At 69.6% G+C, this 20,188-nt stretch carries 23 protein-coding genes and 1 pseudogene; 13 read left to right on the top strand and 11 right to left on the bottom strand.

Annotated elements, in window-relative coordinates:
* Positions 1-8: 8 nt before the first annotated feature.
* The 4 genes from ABD907_RS12425 to ABD907_RS12410 all read right to left on the bottom strand — a co-directional run bounded on the left by ABD907_RS12425 (position 9) and on the right by ABD907_RS12410 (position 2,643).
* Positions 9-632: a hypothetical protein gene (locus tag ABD907_RS12425; protein ID WP_345216571.1), complete on the bottom strand. Its 624-nt coding sequence runs from the start codon at positions 630-632 to the stop codon at positions 9-11.
* A gap of 196 nt (positions 633-828) precedes the next feature.
* Positions 829-996, bottom strand: a complete 168-nt coding sequence (locus tag ABD907_RS12420) for a hypothetical protein (RefSeq protein ID WP_345216570.1) — start codon at positions 994-996, stop codon at positions 829-831.
* Positions 996-1,757: a class E sortase gene (locus ABD907_RS12415; protein WP_345216569.1), complete on the bottom strand. Its 762-nt coding sequence runs from the start codon at positions 1,755-1,757 to the stop codon at positions 996-998. Before ABD907_RS12415 ends, ABD907_RS12420 begins: the two co-directional genes overlap by 1 nt.
* 160 nt (positions 1,758-1,917) lie before the next feature.
* Complete coding sequence (locus ABD907_RS12410; protein ID WP_345216568.1) at positions 1,918-2,643, bottom strand: DNA alkylation repair protein; 726 nt, start codon at positions 2,641-2,643, stop codon at positions 1,918-1,920.
* Positions 2,644-2,823: 180 nt separating this feature from the next.
* Between ABD907_RS12410 and ABD907_RS12405 the strand changes: the two genes are divergently transcribed.
* Both ABD907_RS12405 and ABD907_RS12400 read left to right on the top strand, forming a co-directional pair.
* On the top strand, positions 2,824-3,396 hold the full coding sequence (locus ABD907_RS12405) for a dihydrofolate reductase family protein (RefSeq protein ID WP_345216567.1): 573 nt from the start codon (positions 2,824-2,826) through the stop codon (positions 3,394-3,396).
* Between the two features lie 62 nt (positions 3,397-3,458).
* Positions 3,459-3,995: a dihydrofolate reductase family protein gene (locus tag ABD907_RS12400; protein ID WP_345216566.1), complete on the top strand. Its 537-nt coding sequence runs from the start codon at positions 3,459-3,461 to the stop codon at positions 3,993-3,995.
* Here ABD907_RS12400 and ABD907_RS12395 read toward each other — a convergent pair.
* A complete protein-coding gene (locus ABD907_RS12395; protein ID WP_345216565.1) occupies positions 3,988-4,944 on the bottom strand; it encodes an RNA polymerase subunit sigma-70 in 957 nt (318 codons plus the stop codon). The genes ABD907_RS12400 and ABD907_RS12395 overlap by 8 nt on opposite strands.
* Positions 4,945-5,068: 124 nt before the next feature.
* On the opposite strand from ABD907_RS12395, the gene ABD907_RS12390 reads away from it, so the two are divergent.
* The 3 genes from ABD907_RS12390 (at position 5,069) to ABD907_RS12380 (ending at position 6,291) form a co-directional block, all read left to right on the top strand.
* Complete coding sequence (locus ABD907_RS12390) at positions 5,069-5,461, top strand: nuclear transport factor 2 family protein (protein ID WP_345216564.1); 393 nt, start codon at positions 5,069-5,071, stop codon at positions 5,459-5,461.
* Entirely contained in the window at positions 5,458-5,838 is a 381-nt protein-coding gene (locus tag ABD907_RS12385) for an MmcQ/YjbR family DNA-binding protein (protein ID WP_345216563.1), read from the top strand. The genes ABD907_RS12390 and ABD907_RS12385 overlap by 4 nt, the downstream gene beginning before the upstream one ends.
* Positions 5,839-5,949: 111 nt before the next feature.
* Complete coding sequence (locus tag ABD907_RS12380; RefSeq protein WP_345216562.1) at positions 5,950-6,291, top strand: hypothetical protein; 342 nt, start codon at positions 5,950-5,952, stop codon at positions 6,289-6,291.
* Positions 6,292-6,368: 77 nt separating this feature from the next.
* Here the strand turns inward: ABD907_RS12380 and ABD907_RS12375 are convergent, their stop codons facing one another.
* A complete protein-coding gene (locus tag ABD907_RS12375) occupies positions 6,369-6,809 on the bottom strand; it encodes a GNAT family N-acetyltransferase (RefSeq protein ID WP_345216561.1) in 441 nt (146 codons plus the stop codon).
* A 145-nt stretch (positions 6,810-6,954) separates the two neighbouring features.
* On the opposite strand from ABD907_RS12375, the gene ABD907_RS12370 reads away from it, so the two are divergent.
* Together ABD907_RS12370 and ABD907_RS12365 are read left to right on the top strand one after the other, a co-directional pair.
* Entirely contained in the window at positions 6,955-7,485 is a 531-nt protein-coding gene (locus ABD907_RS12370) for an MmcQ/YjbR family DNA-binding protein (protein WP_345216560.1), read from the top strand.
* 66 nt (positions 7,486-7,551) lie between these two features.
* Positions 7,552-8,742, top strand: coding sequence for an MFS transporter (locus ABD907_RS12365; RefSeq protein WP_345216559.1), 1,191 nt, complete (start codon positions 7,552-7,554; stop codon positions 8,740-8,742).
* 122 nt (positions 8,743-8,864) lie between these two features.
* Here the strand turns inward: ABD907_RS12365 and ABD907_RS12360 are convergent, their stop codons facing one another.
* Together ABD907_RS12360 and ABD907_RS12355 are read right to left on the bottom strand one after the other, a co-directional pair.
* Positions 8,865-9,302, bottom strand: coding sequence for a hypothetical protein (locus ABD907_RS12360; protein ID WP_345216558.1), 438 nt, complete (start codon positions 9,300-9,302; stop codon positions 8,865-8,867).
* Between the two features lie 948 nt (positions 9,303-10,250).
* Positions 10,251-10,910, bottom strand: a complete 660-nt coding sequence (locus tag ABD907_RS12355) for a TetR/AcrR family transcriptional regulator C-terminal domain-containing protein (RefSeq protein ID WP_345216557.1) — start codon at positions 10,908-10,910, stop codon at positions 10,251-10,253.
* A gap of 338 nt (positions 10,911-11,248) precedes the next feature.
* On the opposite strand from ABD907_RS12355, the gene ABD907_RS12350 reads away from it, so the two are divergent.
* The 3 genes from ABD907_RS12350 to ABD907_RS12340 all read left to right on the top strand — a co-directional run bounded on the left by ABD907_RS12350 (position 11,249) and on the right by ABD907_RS12340 (position 13,812).
* Entirely contained in the window at positions 11,249-11,641 is a 393-nt protein-coding gene (locus ABD907_RS12350; protein WP_345216556.1) for an STAS domain-containing protein, read from the top strand.
* Positions 11,642-11,698: 57 nt separating this feature from the next.
* Positions 11,699-12,202: a hypothetical protein gene (locus tag ABD907_RS12345; RefSeq protein WP_345216555.1), complete on the top strand. Its 504-nt coding sequence runs from the start codon at positions 11,699-11,701 to the stop codon at positions 12,200-12,202.
* Between the two features lie 380 nt (positions 12,203-12,582).
* Positions 12,583-13,812: an LCP family protein gene (locus tag ABD907_RS12340; RefSeq protein WP_345216554.1), complete on the top strand. Its 1,230-nt coding sequence runs from the start codon at positions 12,583-12,585 to the stop codon at positions 13,810-13,812.
* 51 nt (positions 13,813-13,863) lie between these two features.
* On the opposite strand, the pseudogene ABD907_RS12335 reads toward ABD907_RS12340, so the two are convergent.
* From ABD907_RS12335 to ABD907_RS12330, 3 genes and pseudogenes are all read right to left on the bottom strand, one after another.
* Positions 13,864-14,434: pseudogene (locus ABD907_RS12335) on the bottom strand (recombinase family protein).
* 622 nt (positions 14,435-15,056) lie between these two features.
* The gene (locus ABD907_RS21115) at positions 15,057-15,572 is read right to left on the bottom strand and encodes an NUDIX domain-containing protein (protein ID WP_425555761.1); all 516 of its coding nucleotides are present in this window, start codon (positions 15,570-15,572) and stop codon (positions 15,057-15,059) included.
* A gap of 103 nt (positions 15,573-15,675) precedes the next feature.
* Positions 15,676-16,134, bottom strand: coding sequence for a hypothetical protein (locus ABD907_RS12330; RefSeq protein WP_345216553.1), 459 nt, complete (start codon positions 16,132-16,134; stop codon positions 15,676-15,678).
* Positions 16,135-16,848: 714 nt separating this feature from the next.
* Here ABD907_RS12330 and ABD907_RS12325 point away from each other — a divergent pair.
* From ABD907_RS12325 to ABD907_RS12315, 3 genes are all read left to right on the top strand, one after another.
* On the top strand, positions 16,849-17,961 hold the full coding sequence (locus ABD907_RS12325) for an S-(hydroxymethyl)mycothiol dehydrogenase (protein ID WP_345216552.1): 1,113 nt from the start codon (positions 16,849-16,851) through the stop codon (positions 17,959-17,961).
* A complete protein-coding gene (locus ABD907_RS12320; RefSeq protein WP_345216551.1) occupies positions 17,961-18,572 on the top strand; it encodes an MBL fold metallo-hydrolase in 612 nt (203 codons plus the stop codon). The genes ABD907_RS12325 and ABD907_RS12320 overlap by 1 nt, the downstream gene beginning before the upstream one ends.
* Positions 18,573-18,835: 263 nt before the next feature.
* A complete protein-coding gene (locus tag ABD907_RS12315; protein WP_486334095.1) occupies positions 18,836-20,182 on the top strand; it encodes an HNH endonuclease in 1,347 nt (448 codons plus the stop codon).
* Positions 20,183-20,188 lie beyond the last annotated feature (6 nt).

Here is a 20,188-nt window from a genome sequence, read left to right as displayed (position 1 = left end):
CAGGCGCGTCAGCCGTGCCCGAGGTGCCAGCCTCGGCGGAAGACGGGGACCTCACCACGCACGGCGGATCGGCACCACTCGGCGACCATCCCGGCGACCTCGTCCGGGTCGCGACCGCTGGTGTCGACGACCGTCATCGCCCACGCCTCGCCGAGCTCACGGCCGACCCAACGCTCCCACGCCATTTGGTCCCACCCGTCCGTCGTGACGACCTCCGGCATGTGCGTGGGGTCGGTCGCGTGGCGTCGCATCCAGTCCGCGAACGCGAGATGGCGATCCCGAAGCTCCGGCGGGTCCCGGCGAGCGTCGAGGCGTGCGTTGTGCGCGTCCGGGTCGGCGTCGAGGAGACAGACGGCCACGTCGACCCGGTTCGCCGACGGCGCGGCAAGGACCTCCCCCGCCGGGACGGGGTCACCGGCGAACAGGAGGTGCCGTCCTTCTGCCTCCAGCTGGATCGCAATGCGGACGGCCTTCTCCGCCTGCTCGTGGCGCCACGCACCGGTCGGCACGGCGGGGATGGGGCCGAGAGTGAACAGCTCAGCGGTCTCGAAGTCCTCGCCGAGCACGTGGCGCACGCGTAGACGAGCGGTGGTCTTGCCGACGCCGGAGGCGCCGGAGACGAGCAGCAACATACGGTTCTTCCTTCACTGGCAGGCCGGACCGCCGCACGGCATGCCGTGCGGTCGGGTCCGGGATGGCTGACGGACGGACCGGCGTTCGCCGGTCCGGGAGCGTGTCAGCGGAGCGGGAAGAAGTACTGCATGGCCGCGACCGTATCCGGACCGCGGGCGCCCGGGCCATGTGTTTCCTGCGGCCAGGTGCACCTGGCTACCGGCCGACACCACCCACCGTGGTGTCGAGGAGGTTCAGCTGCTCGGCCGCCCACGGGAAGACCCATTCGAAGAGGACCGCGATCATGGCGAGCACCAGCACCAGGGCCTCGATCGCCTTGAACCAGCGCGGCCCCGGCAGCATGCGCCACAAACCTGCGTACATCAGCCTCCCTCCCTGAGCGGCTCCGGCAGCCCGTCCCTGGGGTCGCTGGGCGGGTACCACTCGACGAGCTCGCCGTGCACGATCCACCGCTCGGCCGTGCTCCACAGGGGGTGGCACGTGATCAGGGTGATCATCCGGTCGGTCGCCTCCGCGCCGGGTTCGCCCGGGACCGGTGCCACGACCTCGGTCTGGTCGGACGCCACGATGTAGCTGTCCGTCACGCGGTAGACGAGCCACGCCTCCTTCGTCCAGACGATGATCCGATCGCTCGTCTCCAGCTGGTCGATGTGGTGGAACGCGGCGCCGTACGTCTGCCGGTGCGCCGCCAGCGCGAAGTTGCCGACCTCGCCCGGCATGGCCGTGCCCTGTCGGTGGCCGGCCGCTCCCTCGTTCAGCACCGGCAGGTCGTCACCCTCGGCGATCGGTAGCTGGTAGTCCTCGCCCCAGCGCGGGACGTACAGCAGGCCGAGGTCCTCCCCGTGTGCGGGAGCATTCATGACTGGTGGGGCACCGGTCCGCGGGCCGGGGTCCGGCTCTGCTGGTGGGGGCGTGAACGACTCCTGGATCTGCTCCACGGCTTCCTGCTGGTCCTGGGACGCCTCGACGTCCGTCCAGAAGAGCTGCCACACGACGAACAGGCCCAGCAGAACTCCCGCTGTCAGGAGGAGCTCGCCGACGAAACCGGTCCATCTCACGTACAACGGACGGCGCCGGGGCGAGGACCCGTGCGCCACCCGCCGGGTCGCCACGCCGGGGGTCATGCCACGCCACCAGGTCGGCGGCGCGTGCCCCGGCGACACGGCCGGCGTGCCGGGCCGTTCGTGGCGGCCATCGCAGAGATCCTCGCGACCCGACCCCACACGCTGCCGACGTCCATGAGTCGACGGTAGCCGCGGTTTCGGTCGGCGTGCGCCGTGCCGGTCACGAACCTCCCGAGCCGGACGCCGCCAGGTGCTTGGTGGCCTCCCGTCGGCTCAGCGGGCTGAGCCGGTCGTCCAGGGTGGCCAGCAGCCCGCGCACCCACTCCGGGTCCGTCTTGGCGTACTCGCGCAGCGCCCATCCGACCGCCTTGCGGACGAAGAACTCGCGGCCGTGCCGCGAGTCGAGCAGGTTGGCACGGACGACGTCCTCGAGGAGGGCGACGTCGGTGTCGCCCTTGTGGTTGAGCTGTGACAGCACGGCCGTCCGGCGCAACCACATGTGATCGTCGCGGGCCCAGGAGGCCATGACCGGCGTGACGGCGTCACGGTGGGCGGCGAGGATCGGCGCGACACGGTGGGTGGCGACGTCGTCGACGTAGTCCCACCAGGCGCCGGTGACCACGAGGTGGCGGTACAGCTCGAGGGCGTCCGGATCCTGCCACGGCCGGTAGTGGCGGTGACCCGCGAGTGCGATGGCCGCGTACCGCTCCTCCCGATGGCCGGCCTCGTCCCACAGCGCACGAACGGTGGCCTCCCACCTGGCGCGCTCGGTGAGCCGGTGCTCGGCGTAGACGGACCGGACGGTCCTGGTCAGCTCGGCGGAGGTGAGGCCGTGGAAAGGCATCACCGACCTCATGTATCGCTGCTGGCCCGCGGCCCGCTCCGGGTCACCGGCCGCCGCGAGCGCCGCACGTACCCGGTTCACCAGCTCGCGGTCCGAATCCACGTACGACTCCAGCTCCGTTGCCCACCCGTGAGAGCGTGTACCGACGGCTCGGCGACGGCGTCGCCGACGTGCCGGGACCATTTTCCTCACGACTCCGCTGTCGTGTCGAAACCCGCTGCCCCAGTTCGACGACGAGATGACGGCCGCCATGACGGAGCGGCCCAACGGAGAGGAAGGATCATGAGCAAGGTCATCTACGACATCAGCATGTCGCTCGACGGCTTCATCACGGCCGCGGGGCAGACGGCCGCCGAACCGCTGGGCGTCGGCGGCGATCAGCTCCACGAGTGGGCATTCGGCGGCAGCGACACCGACAGGTCCTTCCTGAACGACGGCGCGGCGGGTTGCGGAGCCGTCATCTCGGGACGGAAGAACTACGACGACGCCGTCCCGTTCTGGGGTCCGGACGGGCCGATGCAGCGCACTCCCGTGTTCGTCCTGACGCACGAGGCGCCGGCGTCGAGCCCGGAGGGCGGGGTCTACACCTTCGTCACCGACGGGCCCGAGGAGGCGCTCGCCCAGGCGCGGCGGGCCGCGGGCGACAAGGACGTCTACGTGATGGGCGGCGCCCAGACCGGTGCGGCGTTCCTCGAGGCGGGGCTGCTGGACGAGATCGGGATCCACCTGGTCCCGGTGCTGCTCGGCTCCGGCACGCCCCTGTTCGACAGCCTCGGTCACCACGTCCGGCTCGAGAGCCTCGACGCCGTCCAGACCCCGAGCGCCACGCACCTGCGGTACCGCGTCGCCGGGTAGGACCGGCGGTCGAGCCGGATCTCCCCGGCATCAGCACCGATACGACCAATGAACGGAGAACCATGCGCACCCTGATCGTCAGCGAGTTCATCACCCTCGACGGCGTCATCGAGAACCCCGAATGGACGTACACCGAGGTCAAGGCCGTGCCCGAGATGTACGAGCTCAAGGGCCGCGAGCAGGAGGAGGCCGGCTGTCTCCTCCTGGGCCGGGTCAGCTACGACGAGTTCGCGCCGGTGTGGCCGAGCATGGAGGAGTTCGCCGAGTACAACGCGATGCCGAAGTACGTGGTGTCCTCGACGCTCGAGAACCCCGAGTGGAACAACACCTCGGTCCTGCGGTCCCTCGACGACGTCGCGGCCCTGAAGGACGGCGACGCCGCCGGAACGATCCTCGTGCACGCCAGCGGAAGCCTGGCGAAGGCGCTCCTCGCGGCGGGCCTCGTCGACCGGTACCACCTGCTGGTGTTCCCGCTCCTCCTCGGCGACGGCAAGCGGCTGTTCCCGGCCGAGGACGGCACGAAGGCCAACCTCACACTCGCCGAGCACGAGACCTACTCCAACGGGGTTCAGAAGCAGGTCTGGGACGTCGTCAGGTGACGTCGTCGGGCAGCGTGCCCGGGAGCCCGAAACGCGGGTGGAGGCTCGGGTCGAGGAACCGCGTGAGACCGGTGATGCCACCCGTTCCTACGGTGACGACGAGGATCCCGGTGCCGCGCACCGCTGCGCCGTCGGCCAGGTAGCACCCGAAGGCCGGCTGACCGTTCGCACGCACCGGGACGAGGACGTACCGCCCGCCGCGGCCGGCGGCACTGGCCCGCAGGAAGGCCGCGATGTCCTCGCGGCCGACGTACACGTGCGGCGCGGGCGGCATGGCCAGCCAGGCGTCGTCGGTGAGGAGCGCGACGACGGCGTCGACGTCGTTGGCGGTGAACGCGTCCGCCAGGCGCCGGGCGAGGCGGCCCTCCTGCGCGGCATCCGGTCTCGTCGTGGCCGCGGCTCCGGCCGTGCCCGCCCGCGCCCGCTGGAGCAGGCCCTTCACTGCGGCCGGGCGGGCGTCGAGCATCCCGGCCGCCTCGGCCGGCGAGAACCCGAGCACGTCGACGAGCAGCAGCGCCGCGGTCTGGCGCGGCGGCAGGGTCTGGAGGGCCGCGACGAAGGCGAGCTCGATCACCTCCCGGCGCTCGGCGGTCACGGACGGGTCGTCCGGGTAGGGCTGCAGCCACGTGGTGTCCGAGCGTCGCGTCGGCGGGGGCGGATCGAACGGCGGCACGGGCGACGGCGGTCGCCGCTTGTCGGCCCGGATCGCGTTCAGGCACCGGTTGGTGGCGATGCGGTAGAGCCAGGACCGCAGTGACGACCGGCCGGCGAAGTCACCGAGGCCTCGCCATGCGGCGACGAGCGTCTCCTGCAGCAGGTCGTCGGCGTCGTCGGCCGAGCCGAGCATGCGGTAGCAGTGCACGTGCAGCTCGTGCAGGTGCGGTGCGGTGAGCTCGTGGAAGGGCGCCTCGTCGCCCGACCGGGCGGCTTCCAGCGTCGACGTCGTCACGCGAGCATCTTCTCGCTAGGCGGCGAGCGTGCCCGTCCTTTCGCCTCCGAGGTGAAATTCCGTGCCGACCGTGCCGATCGACGTCGTCCCGGTGTCTCATCAGATACCGACACCAGGAGGAGTCATGACGAACACCCGGACCGACACCGCGCTGCAGGTGGCGCTCGCATACCACCAGGCGTGGGCGGGCGGCGACTTCGGGCACGCGATCACCTACATCTCTCCCGACATCACCTGCCACACGCCGGCAGGGACCATTACCGGCGCCGACGCCTTCCGCGACTTCATGGGGCCGTTCGCGGCGATGACGACGCGGGTCGAGCTGATCGGCGCCTTCGGCGAGAGCGACCAGGCACTGGTCATGTACGACACCGGGACGCCGGACGTCGCCAGCGCGCCCGGCGCGGAGTGGCACACCGTCCGGGACGGAAAGGTGATCGAGATGCGCATCGTCTTCGACCGGCTTCCGTTCGCGCTAGCGGTAGGCGAGGTGGCGCCGGCCGGGTCCGCGGGATGACCGGCCCGACGAAGCCCGCCGACCGGCGCGCGGCACGCCGCCGGGGGCAGGAGGTCCTCGACGATCTCGCCGGGACCGTCCCCGGTGTCGACCGTTCGTTTATGTTCGGCAGCGAGGCGCTGCGCGTGGGCGGAAAGGTGCTCGCCTTCGTCGGCACGGACGGCGAGCTGATCGTCAAGGTGCCGGTGGAGCGCGCCGCGGAGCTCGTCGACGGCGGGACCGCCACGCGTGTCCGGATCGGCCGGAACGCTGCCCGCGAGTGGGTGGGCGTCCTGCCGGACCGGCCTCACCTGTGGCCCGGCGTGCTGGATGAGGCGTACCGCTACGCGGCCGGCTCGGTGGGGTCCGGGGAGACCGGCTCGGTGGGGTCCGGCTGACGCGCGTCCCCGCTGTGACCAGGGGTGTTATGGGTGGGTAAGGAGTTCGTCAGAAGGCTGTAAGGCCGCAACGTCTAGGCACCGGGCCCGGGGGGTCAGCAGGCTGAAGTCATGCGCTACTTCATTGGACTTGTGACGACCTGCCTGATGCTCTTCCTCGCCGGTTGTGGCGCCGGTTCCGCCGACGAGAACGAGCCGGCCGAGGACATGACCGAGAACTCCGACGACATGGGCTCCGAGGACATGACCGGCTCCGAGGGGACGGACTCCGACGACATGGGCTCAGACGACATGCCGTCCGGGAACCCGGACGACTCGAGCAGCTGCGACCCCGAAGAGATGGACTCCGGCGACGCCGAGGACATGGACTCGGACGACCAGACGAACGACGACATGACCAGCGACGGTGAGGACATGGGCATGGCCCGTACCGCGCAGGAGCGAACCGCCTGATGAGCGCCGACGCTCCGGCCCGAACCGAGCCCTGAGCCGACGCACGAGCTGATGCTACGACCGGATCAGCACGCGCATCACTGTGCCTGGGCGCCGCTGCCAGTCAGTCGGAGCAGGCCGGCGTGCGTGGGCCGCATGCCGCAGGCCTGCTCGTAGAACCGGACGAGGTGCGGCTCGTAGTCGGCGTGCAGCCAGGTGCAGCCGAGCCGTCTCGCCTCGTCGGCGGCCTCGTGCACCAGCCGCTTCCCCACGCCCCTGCCCTGGGCCTGCGGTGCGACGCACGTGTCGAGGAGGACCGCGTGGGCCCCGCCGTCGCCGATGACGTTGACGAACCCCAGCAGCTCGCCGCCCTGCCGGGCGGTCACCCAGGCGATGCTGAGCGCCAGGCGGTTGTTCCACGGGATGACGATGCCGTCGGCACGACGGTCGCCGTCGCCGAAGGCACGGCCATGAAGCTCGGTGAGCTCGGCGTCCGTGAAGCCACCGCGCACCCGATATGTGACGTCGTCGGCCGGCATGTCCGCACCCTGCCAGCGAGCCGGCGACCGAGCGAGGCTAATTCCCGGCGCCGTACGTCAGAGTCAGCCCGCCCCTCCTGGAACGAGCGGTCGGGGCGCGGTCAGCCACCCGTCCCGAACGGTACGTCCGACTACGGTCGGCTCCATGACCACCGTTGCTCAGCTCCGCAAAGTCGCGCTTCGTCTTCCCGAGGTCACGGAGGGCACCCACTTCGGCATGGTGGCCTTCAGCGTGCGCGGGAAAGGTTTCGCGTCGGTCGCCAAGGACGGCCGGGTCCAGCTGCAGCTCTCCGACGACGACGCCGAAGCTGCTCTGGCGGCACATCCCACCGGCGAGCGGCTCGTCCGGGCGGGCACGCCGATCGGCTTCACGGTCCCGCTAGGTGACGTCGACGGCCAGCAGCTCAACGCGCTGGTGCGGCAGGCCTGGTTCCACCGCGCGCCGAAGCGTCTGGCGGCGTCCCGCACCGCGGCTTCCACGTCAGACCGGGTCCCAGATCTGCCGTCCGGCATCGGCGGGCCCGCCACCCGCGCCCTTTCGGAAGCAGGGCTGACCACCCTCGAGCAGGTCGCCACCCGGACGGAGCAGGAGCTCCTCGCGCTGCACGGCGTCGGGCCCAAGGCGGTCCGGATCCTCACGGAGGCGCTCGAGGACCGCTTGCTCTCGCTTCGCTGACCGGCGCACGACCGGCGAGTGGACACCGTCCCGCCGTGACGCTGTGACCTGGCAGGATCCGTTCCGGTGAACCGTCGGCTGCTGTGGTCCCTGCTCCTTGCGAGCTTCGCCCTCAACGTGCTCTACGGAGCGATCGCCGGCGTGATCGTGCCCGCGCAGGTGGCCGAGGCCGACGAGGCGGCCAAGGAGACGAACCTGTCGATCGTGATGACGGCTTCGTCGTTGGCCACGATGGTGGTCCACCCGCTGGCCGGGGCCTGGTCGGACCGCACTCGAGGCCGATGGGGCCGGCGATCGCCGTGGATCGTGGGCGGCGCACTCGCCGCGGCGGTGGCGATACTCGCTCTCGACCGCGCCGAGAGCCTGCTCGCCGTGGGTCTCGGATGGCTGATCGTCCAACCCCTGCTCAACGTCGTCGAAGCACCGCTCGACGCGGTCCTGGCCGACCGCGTCCCGTCGGCCGCACGCCCACGGGCGTCATCCTTCTACGGTGCGGGCGGCATCGTCGGCCTGGCGGTCGGAGCGGTCGTCGCCGGCGCGATGCTCGATGGCGGGCTCCCCGTCCTGCCCTCGCTGGCTGCCGTGCTCGTCGTCGCCATGGTGACCTTCGCCGCGACCAACCCGGATCCGACGGCGGGTCCGGTACGGACTTCCTTGGCCTGGTCGCGGGCGTGGGCGGCGCGCGACTTCCGCCTCGTGTTCACCGGCCGGTTCATGCTCGTGCTCGGCAGCCAGCTCGTCATGGGCTACCTGCTCTACATCGTCATGGAGTTCACCGGTGTCGACGCCACGGAGGCGGGTGGCACGGTGGCGGTGCTCGTGGGCGTCCACATCAGCTGTCTGGCGATCGGTGCCGTGACGGCGATGCGACTGGTGCGCGGGAACCGGGTACCGGCCGTGCTCGGCGCGACCGCCGTCGTCCTGCTCGGGCTGCTGATCCCGCTGCTGGTCCCGACGTTCGAGGGCCTCGTCGCCTACGCCGTGGTCTCCGGGCTGGGCCGCGGTGCGTACCTGACGGCCGATCTGGCGCTCATGCTCGACGTCCTCCCCTCCAGCGGCGACCACGGCCGTGACCTCGGTGTGCTCAGCCTCGCGACGCTACTTCCGCAGAGCCTGGCTCCCGCCCTCGCGGGCGTGTTGCTGGCGGTCTCGGAGAACACGTACGCGTGGCTGTTCGTGGGGGCGATCGCCGTCGGGCTGGGCTCCGTGCCGTTCATGGCGAAGGTCTCGAGGCATCGGAGTCACGTCGACCTGTGACGGCGCACATCCGCCGCGCTACACGATGCCGGTGTCGTGGACAGATCCTTGGTGTAACAGCCGGCGTACGGGTTGTCGCTGTGTGATGACGCGGTATCGCTTTCAGCGATTGCCGGAGCAGGTCATGGACCAATCGACACTGGAAGGTAGTGGTACGGGCCAGGGCACTCTGGCTGCCACCAGGTGCCATCGTCCCGTTCGCGAGCTACCTCGAAGACCTTCTCCACGACGACGTCACCTTCCGATGAGGCCTCAACCTTGACCTGGGTGACGCTGCCCGGCTCGGTGGACTGGAGGTACTCCGCCGACTGCGGCACCGACCACTTGCCACCCGCTCCGGTGAGCGCCACCGGCTGGCAGTCGGTTCCCAAACAGGCGGCTACGGCGTTGACCCCAAGGCTCGGGTCGAACTCAAGCTCGATCGAAGAGATGTCTGCGTAGCCAATCGCGGGGCACGCCCGGATCGACCCACCACCGAGCAGGGCCGCACCGGCGAGCATCGCGATGCCGCCCACCAGCAGGGCGATGACGGCCCGCGTACGGCGTCGGCTCCAGGACATGCCCAGAGCGTAGAAGCCGTCAGGTCTGCCTTGGGCTCTTCGGTTCCAATCCGCGTCCGGTCGTTCGAATGTGGCCGATCGCGTTACGCAGGGGTGCCGGTATGGTTGACGCCACTCGTATTGGGTACCCGACCGCGGCGGAGCTGCCGACACCTGCGTTCTGGCCAACGTGCAGGAACGGAGTCCCGGCCTGCCCCTCGAGCGGTGGACAGAGTGGTGCCGGTATCTCCCTGACCGAGGGCTCGGTCGCAGCTCAGGCTCTTCGACGGTCCCAGTGGGGCGGGGCTTCTCCTACGGGGCTCAAGAGTAGGGCGGGGCCGACCTCTGCCACCGGCTACAACTCACGATGCATTCGGTCATGATCGGAAAGATCATGACGGTACTGAATGCAGGTTTTCGACGATGAGGCGAAGTGTGCGATGACAGAAATCGAATCGGTTCGGATCGTCGCTGCTCTGAGGGGGCACCTGATGGGTCTGGACGAGTGGCGCCGAGCCAGCTTGCTTCGCGACATCGTTCACGTCTTCGATGACCACGCCTTGCATCGCACCCCTGACGGCCGAGATGGGCCGGAGAGGCGCAGCCTGGTCGAGGTCGTCGGCGCAGTCGATGCCTGGTGGGACCAGGCGGCAGTTCGGCGAGCTGGAACGCGTTGACCAGCGGCAGGCGTGCCGCCTGACGCGGGGTCTCTCAACGTCTCCAGACGCGGACTTAGTGGCACGTCCTCGATCCGGGGCTCACGCCGTTCGAGCGGCGCTATCTCAAGAGTCACCGGCGTGCTCTCGCTCTCCACCCTTTGCACGACATGGCGGGCTTCCCCACGACCTTCGCCGACGTCACGTTCCCCGGTTGGTGGCACGTCCGGTGGGGCAACACTGGGCGCGATGCGCGATGCGCGACGCGGATCGGCTGTGACGGCGCTGGGTGGCCGGTGTCGCTTGCCCGGTGTCATCTCGTAGGGGCGCCGGGGCGGAGCTGGTTCAACAGTCCGGTCAGGAGGATGTCGAGTCCCTGGTCGAGCTCGGTTGCGCCGTCGTAGTCAGCCAGCTCGGAGGCGAGCCGCCGCACGTGGGGGAACTCCCGCGGCGGGAGTCGGTGCAGGCCTAGCCGGAGGAGGTCGTTGCTCTCCTCCGGGTTGGCGACGGCGGCCACCTCTTGTAGTTCCGTGAGGACGTGACCGTAGAGGAAGCCGAAGTAGGCCCGGTAGACGTGCAGCGCGTCGCTGGGTGAGAAGCCGGCGTCGACCAGCAGCGCCACGAGCATCTCCAGGGGCCGCAGGGTGCCGAGCGGGCGAAGACCGAGCGGGGTGGACAGGGGCCGTGTGGCCAGCAGTGGCACCACGCGGGGGTGCGCCAGCGCGAGGTTGCGGAAATCGTGCGCGGTCCGCCGCAGCTGGTCCTCCCAGTCAGCCCCGTCGCGCGTACTGGCCAGCTCCGCCATGACGCTCTCCACGACCCCGTCGAGCAACGCGTCCCGGCTGGGCGCATAGCGGTACAGCGCCATCGCGTTGCAGCCCAGCTCTCGCGCCAAGCGGCGCATCGACAGCGCGTCGACACCTTCTGCATCCACCAGGGCGAGCGCGGCCTGGAGCACCCGTTCGCGGCTCAACGGCTCACGCCGACTTCGCCGGACTCCCTGCTGCGAGGCTTCCCCGCCTGTGGGCCGCTCCACGTTTGGCACTGCGTTCCTTCCGGTGGGCTCGTGGAACCCAACCAATGCGGCTCCGCTTGCGTAGACTACAGCGTAGACCTACGCTGTAGACATGCGCTAGATCGCGCAGTACCGCCGGGCACCGGCCCGGCCCTCCGCACTACTCAGCGACCTTCCGCGTCGTACACCGGCCCCAGCCGAGACCGACACAGCAGACGCGTACCTGCCGTTGATGGCCGTCCATCCTCCAGGTCCACCGAAAGTGGGCCGACCTGTCCACCTCGGGAGAGGCCACCGTGTCTACCTATCCCACGCTTCCTCAGCCCGGACCGGGCAACGTCGCGCTGGTCGTCTCGGCGACTCACGTCCGTCTCGTACTCGGCGGCGAGCTGGACCTGCTCACCAAGCCAGAGCTGCACGACGCCGTCCAGGAGGCGGTGCAGCACGACCGGCCGGTCGAGGTCGACGCCCGCCACGTCACGTTCATGGACTCCTCAGTCATCGCGACCCTCAGCCGGCTCGTCCAGGCCACCCATCACCGGCCTACCTTCATCAGCCCGCCCCAGGTGGTCCGCTTCCTGCTCGACGTCACCCGCATCGGTGAGCTCGTCGACATCGTCGACCACGACGGAGATGTCCACTCGACCACCACCGTCGAGCGGACCTCGCCACACCCAACATCTGTCTGACCCCCAGAAAACGTGGCACCCCACGTGCCGCGTTCCCACCTCCCCGAAGGAATCACCATGACCAGCTCAAACCAGAACGTCACGCCCTCGACTCGCGGTACCCGACGCGCCAAGACCACCGGGCTCGCCGTCGCCGCGGCCGGCATCATCGTCTTCAACGTCTCCCCGTTCATGAACTGGGTCAACCCTGACGAAGGCGCCGACCCCCGAACCGGGTACGAGACCGACTCCCTCGTCCCCTTCATCGCCTACCTCGGCCTCGGCCTTCTCATCGCCCTGGTTTACGCCGCCAAGCGCGCGCGCCGCGGCCAGCACCGCGGCCTCACCCTCGTCACGATGGCCGTCGGCATCGCCGCGACCATCCAGTGCCTCGCCTTCGCGATCAACCCGATGGGCGGCCTCGAGCGCGGCGACGACCTCGCCTCCGACGTCGGCGTCTGGGTCGGCCTCATCGGCGCCGCCATCTGGGCCATCGGCTCCGCCATGCTCGCCAAGGAGATCGAAGGCGACGACGACGAGCACACCGACAACTACACCCGCGGCAGCGAGCACAACGACTGACCTACCCACGGCCACCTCACCGTGACCCAACCAGCTGAGGCGAGCGGCAGACACTGCCGCTCGCCTCAGCTGGCTTTACGGCCAGACGCCACCAGAGGGCCCTGCACCCGGTTCCAGCTCGGACATGCCCACGAACCCCTACCCTGCATCCCCTCCGTACCACCTCGAAGCGCCGAGCACTGCCCGCGGTCACAACCGTGGCCCGCGACAGCTCGCCGCCCCCGGACGGGCGGATATCGTGGAGCGACACAACCAGCCGGACCACCCGTGTCCGATACGGGCCGCTATGTCGACCAGGTTGACGCGGTTGCGTCCTCGGCCTCGTCGTCGGACATCTCCTTTTCCACTGGCGGGCATTCCCCGAAACGTAGGATCGCCGGATGGCGAGCGCGCACCAGAGGAGCGACCACCCGCTCGGCGCACGCCACGCCAAGTCCTTACGCCGGCATGAACTGCGCCGACAGCTGCTCACCGCGACACTCGCCATTGCGGTGTTCCTCGTCAGCTGCCTGGCCTTCGCGTACTCCAACCTTCAGGGCAACGTTAACCGGCACGACGTCGACGACCTCCTCGGGACCGACCGGCCCACCCGCATGGACGACGACGGCGAGCAGGAAGGGCCCGAGGATGCTCGGGCCGGGAGCGCACTGAACATCCTCGTCCTGGGAAGCGACAGCCGTCAGGGCGCGAACGACGACGGTTCCGACGTCGGCGGTATGCGCTCGGACACGACGATGATCGCCCACGTCAGCGCCGACCGGTCGCGCCTCGAGGTGGTCTCGATTCCTCGCGACACCCTGGTGGACATCCCCGAGTGCCACCTGCCCAACGGCACGCAGACGGCCGCAGAGTACGACGCGATGTTCAACAGAGCGTTCGCATTGGGCGGCCAGACGGGTGACGTCGCCTACGCCGCCGCATGCACCATCCAGACCGTCGAGGAACTCACCGGAGTCCCCATCGACGACTTCGTCGTCGTCGACTTCGCCGGCTTCCAGGCGGTGATCGAGGCGCTGGACGGTGTCCCGATGTACATCCCCGAGCCGGTGGACGACCCGAGCGCCCACGTGAGCCTCGAGGCGGGCTGCCACGTGCTCAACGGCCAGGACGCCCTCGGGTACGCCCGTGCACGCTACGGCGTCGCCAACAGCGACGGCTCGGACATCAACCGCATTGGACGGCAGCAGCAGCTCGTTGCGGCGATCGCCCGGGAGGCGCTGAGCATCCAGTTGCTCACCAATCCCCCGGCCCTCTACCGCTTCCTCAACGCCGGCACCAAGACGCTCACCACCGGCGAGTGGGTCGGGCGGCTGCCCAACATGGCTGGCCTGGCCAACTCGTTGCGCGGCATCGAGCCCGAGAACATCCGGTTCGCGACTATGCCGTTCGAGTGGGCCGGGGCGAGAGTGGTCCCGGCCGCGGACGCTGACACCGTCTGGGACAACCTCCTCCACGACCGCCCCATCGACGCCGACATCACCGCGACCGGAGACGAGCCGACCATCGACGAACCCAGCTCAGAGGAACCAACTACGGACGCAGCAACGACAGAGGAACCGACAAGCGTTCGCCCCTCACAGGAGGAGACAACGCCGGCGTGCACGCGATAGCCCCGCAACGCACCGCGCGTCAGACCGTGAGTCGACCAACATGTCGAAATCTCAGTCCTGAGTGCCTGCCCGCTGAACGGCGCGGTAGACGGTGGAGCGTGCGACGCTGAACAGCTCGGCGATCTCGGCGGTGGTGTGGCTACCCGCGCGGTGCAACGTCACCAGGTGGGCCTCATGGGACGTCAAGAGCTTGGGCTGCTTGCCGCGCAGCCGGCCCTTCGCCTTGGCGACGGCCATGCCCTCGCGGGTGCGCATGCGGATGAGGTCGGCCTCGAACTCGGCAACCATGCCGAGGACGTTGAACAACAGCCGGCCGGCCGGGTCGGTCGGGTCGTACAGGCTTCCACCGAGGTTGACGGCGACACCCTTGCGGGTGAGCTCGTCGCCGATGTCTCGAGCATCCGGCAGTGACCCGGCGAGACGGTCGAGCTTGATGACCACGAGGGTGTCTTCCGGCGGGACAGGCGGCAAGTGCCTCACGTAGTCCGGGTCGTGCACGGTTCGCGCAGGTCAGCCCGTGGTCGACGTAAAGCACGTCCTCGTCGACGCCAAGAGCCACGACTGCTTCGCATTGGGCGGTCAGGTCCTGCTCGTTCGTCGAGACACGCGCGTATCCGATCATCACCGGCCCGGCTGTAGCGTTTAGCGCCCCTTCACCGGGCACTTTCGCGGGCGGGTCTTACGCAACCACGCCATGCGCAGAACTTCAACGGCGTGGCTCGCCACGCCCGGCCGTCAACACCGTCCCGGAGAGGGACCGGCTTACGGGCACTGGACCGGCGCTTCTAGAGCGCCGGAACCGGCACGGGCATATCGCTGGCACGTCTAGGGTGTTCCGATGCTCCGCAACGGCCTGCAGCCGACCCATATCGTAATTTTCGTCCTGGTGATCCTGCCTTTGCTCGTCGCCCTGGTGATCTGGCTCGTTGTCCGTGCCACCGCCGCTGGCAGGAGAGACCGAGAGCGGATTGCAAGGCTCGAGGAGGAGTTGTACCGCCTGCAGACGAGACTCCCGTCGGACGGTGGAGGAACGTCTGGCGGCCCGGGTGGAACCGATGCACCCGACGACAGCGACTCACGAGCAGGCCCCAAAGAGGCACCGCGGTAGTTGCTCGCGATGATGCGGAGCCGGCGACCTGGCCGTGCTCCGGCGAGTCCTCCTCACCGGTTCGAGACCTCGCCGGTCTGTGGGGCGCCAGGATCCGGTCCGGACCTTCCCGGCAGAGTCTGCGCCCGGGGACCGGCTATCGGGCGCCCTCGATTGCTCTCACGAGCGGCACCCAGAGCGCATCCAGCCGTGCGACCCACGGGGAGGCCATAGTGCCAGATCGGAGTCGCTGTTCGACTTCGGTCAACGGGACCCATTCGGCCGCAGCAACCTCGGCGGGGTCCAACACCAAAGTGGCCGGGCTGCGGACTCGTGTGACATATAGGTCGATCAGAGCAGAAGTCTCAGGAAATCGGCCGACCCAAGCTAGCGAAGCTGGGGATGCCCTCAACCCAGTTTCCTCGTGCAGCTCACGGCGTGCGGCGGCAGCGCTCGTTTCCCTTGCCAGCGCACTGCCCCCAGGAAACTCCCAACCTAGGGGAAACTCTTTGCTCGCAGCGCGTTGCGTCAGAAGGACCATGCCGTCGAGTCGGTACGCACAGGTTGCAGCAACGACATGGAATCTCCCCTCTGGCCAGCCGGGGGCGCCTCGGCGGAAGACCTTGCCAGTTGGCGTACCTTCGGCATCGGTGACGTCCCAGTTTTCGCTCACTTGCGTATTGTCGCCGACCGGCCTTGCGGGCGTGCGCTGAGGGGACCGGCATGCGGGCACACCCTGGTCGCCAGAAGTTCCCCGTACGCGGCCTACACATGCCTCAGCGGTGCTGAATCCAAATGTTCGGTTCGATGTAAGTTCCCTCGTCCGCGTCGCGGTCGATGCGCAGGGTTGATAGGCCGTCGGGGATGACGTACTCCCCCGATACCGGGAACAGCATCCTGGTCCACCCCTCCCACTGAGCGACAGTGCCGGTCATCACCTGGGATCGCGGCGCGACGTCGAGGATCGTCGCCCCCATGCGGACGTGCGTCCGCAGCCACGGGTCCAGCGGAAGGCCGTCCGTCCGGGTCCACTGGGCGTAGACATCGATCGGGGTCAGCGGGTACCGCGGTTTCATCGTGGGGCGCAGCGGCACGATGACGTGGGCGTACCCGGCGGTGGCGCTGAGGTTGCGGAACGCGGCCAGCAGCGTGCCGGCGAGACCGGCGCCCTTACGTTCAGGGTGAACCTGCGCAGCGCAGACGACCAGGGTCGTCGCCTCCGTCTCCTCCCTCAAGAGCGCGGCGCAGAGAGTCGCCGTAGCCGGCGGGTAGGCCATCACGGGTACCGTCCCAGGCGATCGGGACCGCCCAGCCCGCGGCGACCGGGCTCTCGTCATCGAGAACGACGAGCTCGAACCCGGTAAAGCGCTCGCGCACCTGCGGCAAATACTCCTCCGCGAGGCGATCTGCCGAGATGAACGCCGGCCACCCCGACCCGAACAGCGCCTCCATTTGCCCCGCATCCCGCGCTCGCGGGCCCAACGGCTCCGTCGTCAACATGGGCTCAGTCTGCTCATGAGCGTCGGCGGAGCGATAGAGCATCCTGCATCGGTGATCCCTTCTCTTCGCGCATGGCAGGCACGCCGAGGTACTCAGGCGCGTAGACGGTCCTGTGCCAGCCCCAGTTGGAGCCGCCAGGCCCTGGTGTACTGCTCGTGGCTCGGCTTCATCGAGGCGACAGCGGTCAACCGCAACGCTGCAGACTTCGACGCCAGATGCGTGGCCCTCATCGTGCTGCGGTTACTGGAAACAGCAGAGACCTTCCGACGTACGCAGCCCGGCAAGTACCCATCCTGGGGTCAACGGCTGAGCGCGACACTCCGATGGTGGGGCCAGCCACTGTTTCCAGCCTGAGTTGAGCGAGTCCGTGTCGCGCAAGGAGACCGGCTCGAGGACTCGCTGACTCCCATAGGCTCGCCGTGGACGGGTAGCTCGGCGAAGGGACGCGGATGCACAAGGTGAGAGCAGTCGTCGCACGCAACAAGGGAGCGCCGGTCGAGCTGACGACCATCAACGTGCCGGATCCGGGGCCGGGCGAGGCCCTGGTGCGGGTGCAGACCTGCGGGGTGTGCCACACCGACCTGCACTACCGCGAGGGCGGGATCAACGACGAGTTTCCCTTCCTGCTGGGCCACGAAGCCGCGGGTGTCGTAGAGGCGGTCGGAGCGGATGTCACCGAGGTCGCACCGGGCGACTTCGTGGTCCTCAACTGGCGGGCGGTCTGTGGCGAGTGCCGGGCGTGCACGCGAGGCGACCTGCAGTACTGCTTCAACACGGACAACGCCACGCAGAAGATGACGCTCGCCGAGGGGCCCGACGCCGGCACCGAGCTGTCCCCCGCGCTCGGCATCGGGGCGTTCGCCGAGAAGACCCTGGTCGCCGCCGGGCAGTGCACGAAGGTCGACCCGTCCGCGCGACCGGCCGCCGTCGGGCTGCTGGGCTGCGGCGTGATGGCCGGCATCGGCGCGGCGATCAACACCGGCGGCGTGACGCGCGGCAGGTCCGTCGCGGTGATCGGCTGCGGCGGTGTCGGCGCGGCCGCCGTCGCGGGATCGGCGTTGGCCGGTGCCAGCCCGATCATCGCCGTCGACATCGACGCCGGAAAGCTGGAGACCGCGAAGAAGATGGGCGCCACCCACACGGTCGACTCCTCGCAGGCCGACCCGGTCGGGGAGATCAAGCGGATCGCCGGCGAGACCTACGAGGGCGCCGAGGGCGCGGACGTGGTGATCGAGGCGGTCGGCCGACCGGAGACCTGGGAGCAGGCCTTCTACGCCCGCGATCTCGCCGGCGTCCTCGTCCTCGTCGGTGTCCCGACGCCCGAGATGACCGTGCCGCAGATTCCGCTCATCGACGTCTTCGGCCGGGGCGGGGCGCTGAAGTCCAGCTGGTACGGCGACTGCCTGCCGAGCCGCGACTTCCCGATGCTCGTTGACCTGTACCAGCAGGGCCGACTGGACCTGGACGCGTTCGTGAGCGAAGAGATCGGTATCGGCGACGTCGAGGCAGCCTTCGAGACGATGCGCCGGGGCGACGTCCTGCGCAGCGTGGTGGTGCTCTGATGGCGGGCGCGGAGATCACGGTCGGCCACGGAGTGGTCGGCGGCACCTTCAGCCTCGACGGCGAGACGCATCACGTCGAGAACAACATCTGGGTGGTCGGCAACGACAGCGAGTGCGTCGTGATCGACGCCCCGCACGACGTCGACGCCGTCCTGGACGTCGTCGGTGACCGACGAGTTGTCGCGATCGTGTGCACGCACGCGCACGACGATCACGTCCGGGCGGCGCCGGAGCTGCGTGAGCGGGTCGGTGCGCCGATCCTGCTGCACCCGGACGACCGGCCGTTGTGGGCGTTGACCCACACCGCGGAACTCTGGGATCTCGACCTGGCGGATGGCGACAAGGTGGACGTGGCGGGCACGAAGCTGCAGGTGCTGCACACGCCGGGGCACGCCCCCGGGGCGGTGTGCCTGTACGCCGCCGAGCTCGGTTGCGTCTTCACGGGCGACACCCTGTTTCACGGCGGCCCGGGCGCGACGGGACGCAGCTACAGCGACCTGCCCACGCTCGAGGAAACGATCCGCGCGAAGCTGTTCGTCCTGCCCGACGACACGGTGGTGCACACCGGTCACGGCGACGACACCACGATCGGTGCGGAGAAGAACCGATAGGGCTCGTCGCCCGCGGGCGCAGGACGAAACGGCTCCTGGGAGCGACTGTGCCGAGCACCGGAGACGGCCGGGAGCAGCGACGTTGGGTTGTGACCGGATCCCCGCAACGGCTGTTGCGGTCGGACGTACCGGCGGTGCCGCCGTGGTATCCACAGGTGGGTGCGCGGATGCCGGCCGGTCCACATTCGGCGTGGCCGCTCCGAGTGATGTCGGTGGCTCGTACTACTGTTCGATTCATGGCGGAGACGGCGGTGGTGACGGCGATGCAGGTGCGGATCTTCCGCGCCCGTGTCGCGGAGCAGCCGTTGCCGGCCGAGCCGGCCGACCTGGTGGAGTTGATCGCTGAGCTCGAGGCGTTGAAGGCGAGTGCGTGCGCACGACAGGCCGAGGCTGCCGTCGAGGTCGACCGGACGCGTCGGGCCGAACGGGCGGAGCGGGGCGTACCCGCCGCCCGCCGCGGCCAGGGTGTGGCCTCCGAGATCGCCCTGGCTCGCCGTGAGTCCCCGCACCGTGGCCAGCAGCTGCTGGCGTTCGCCAAGACGTTGAGGTCCGAGCTGCCGCACACGGCGGCCCGCTTCCACGACGGCGAGCTGTCCGAGTGGCGGGCGATCCTCGTGGCGCGGGAGACCGCCTGCCTCGACGTCGGTGACCGGCGGGCCATCGACGAGGAGGTCTGCGGGGACGCCGCGAGACTGGACGGGCTGGGTACCCAGGCGCTGGTCGGGATGCTGAAGAAGGCTGCCGCGCAGCGCGATCCGGCTGCTGTTGTCGAGCGTGCGCGCCGGGCGGAGTCCGAACGCCGGGTGAGTGTTCGTCCGGCACCCGACGCCATGTGCTACCTCACCGCGCTGGTGCCCACTGTTCAGGGCGTCGCGGCGTACGCGAGCCTGACCAAGGACGCCGAGCACCTGCACAACATCGAGGGCGATCCGCGCGGGAAGGGTCAGCTGATGGCCGACCTGCTGCACGCCCGGCTCACCGGGACCGAGCTACCCGCTGCCGAGATCGAGGCGACCGGTGAGATCTCGGTCTCCCCGCCGGCGGTGCCGCTCACCGTCAACATGACCATCTCCGACGTCGCCCTACTCGGCGGCGGGAGGGAGGCCGCCACGATCACGGCGAGAGGTGTGCCGGCACAGATCATCCCGGCGGAGATCGCCCGCCGTCTCGTCTCCGAGACCCTGAACGCCGGGACCCTCTCCGCCGAGGCGAAGGCATGGATCCGGCTCCTGTACGCGGACCCCGCCGGCCGGCTGGTCGCCATGACCTCCAAGAGTCGCTACTTTCCGGCCGGGCTGGCCGACTTCCTCGCCCTGCGGGACCAGGGAATCTGCCGCACGCCCTACTGCGACGCCCCTGTCCGCCACATCGACCACGTCACTGCGGCCGCGGACGGTGGCCCGACCCAGGCGGACAGCGGCCAGGGCCTGTGCGAGGCGTGCAACCACGCCAAACAAGGACTCGGCTGGCAGCAGCACGTCGATCCGGCGGCCCAGCGACATGCCGTCACCACGCGGACGCCAACCGGCCACACCTTCACCTCGACGGCGCCACCCCCGCCCGGGGTGGCCCGCGGCGACCCGCTCGAGCGGTCCCACCGCGCGGCCTGAGCACCG

The organism is Georgenia halophila, from assembly GCF_039541595.1.
Note: the sequence above shows the minus strand (reverse complement) of the source record. Positions and strands in the feature narration are given on the sequence as shown.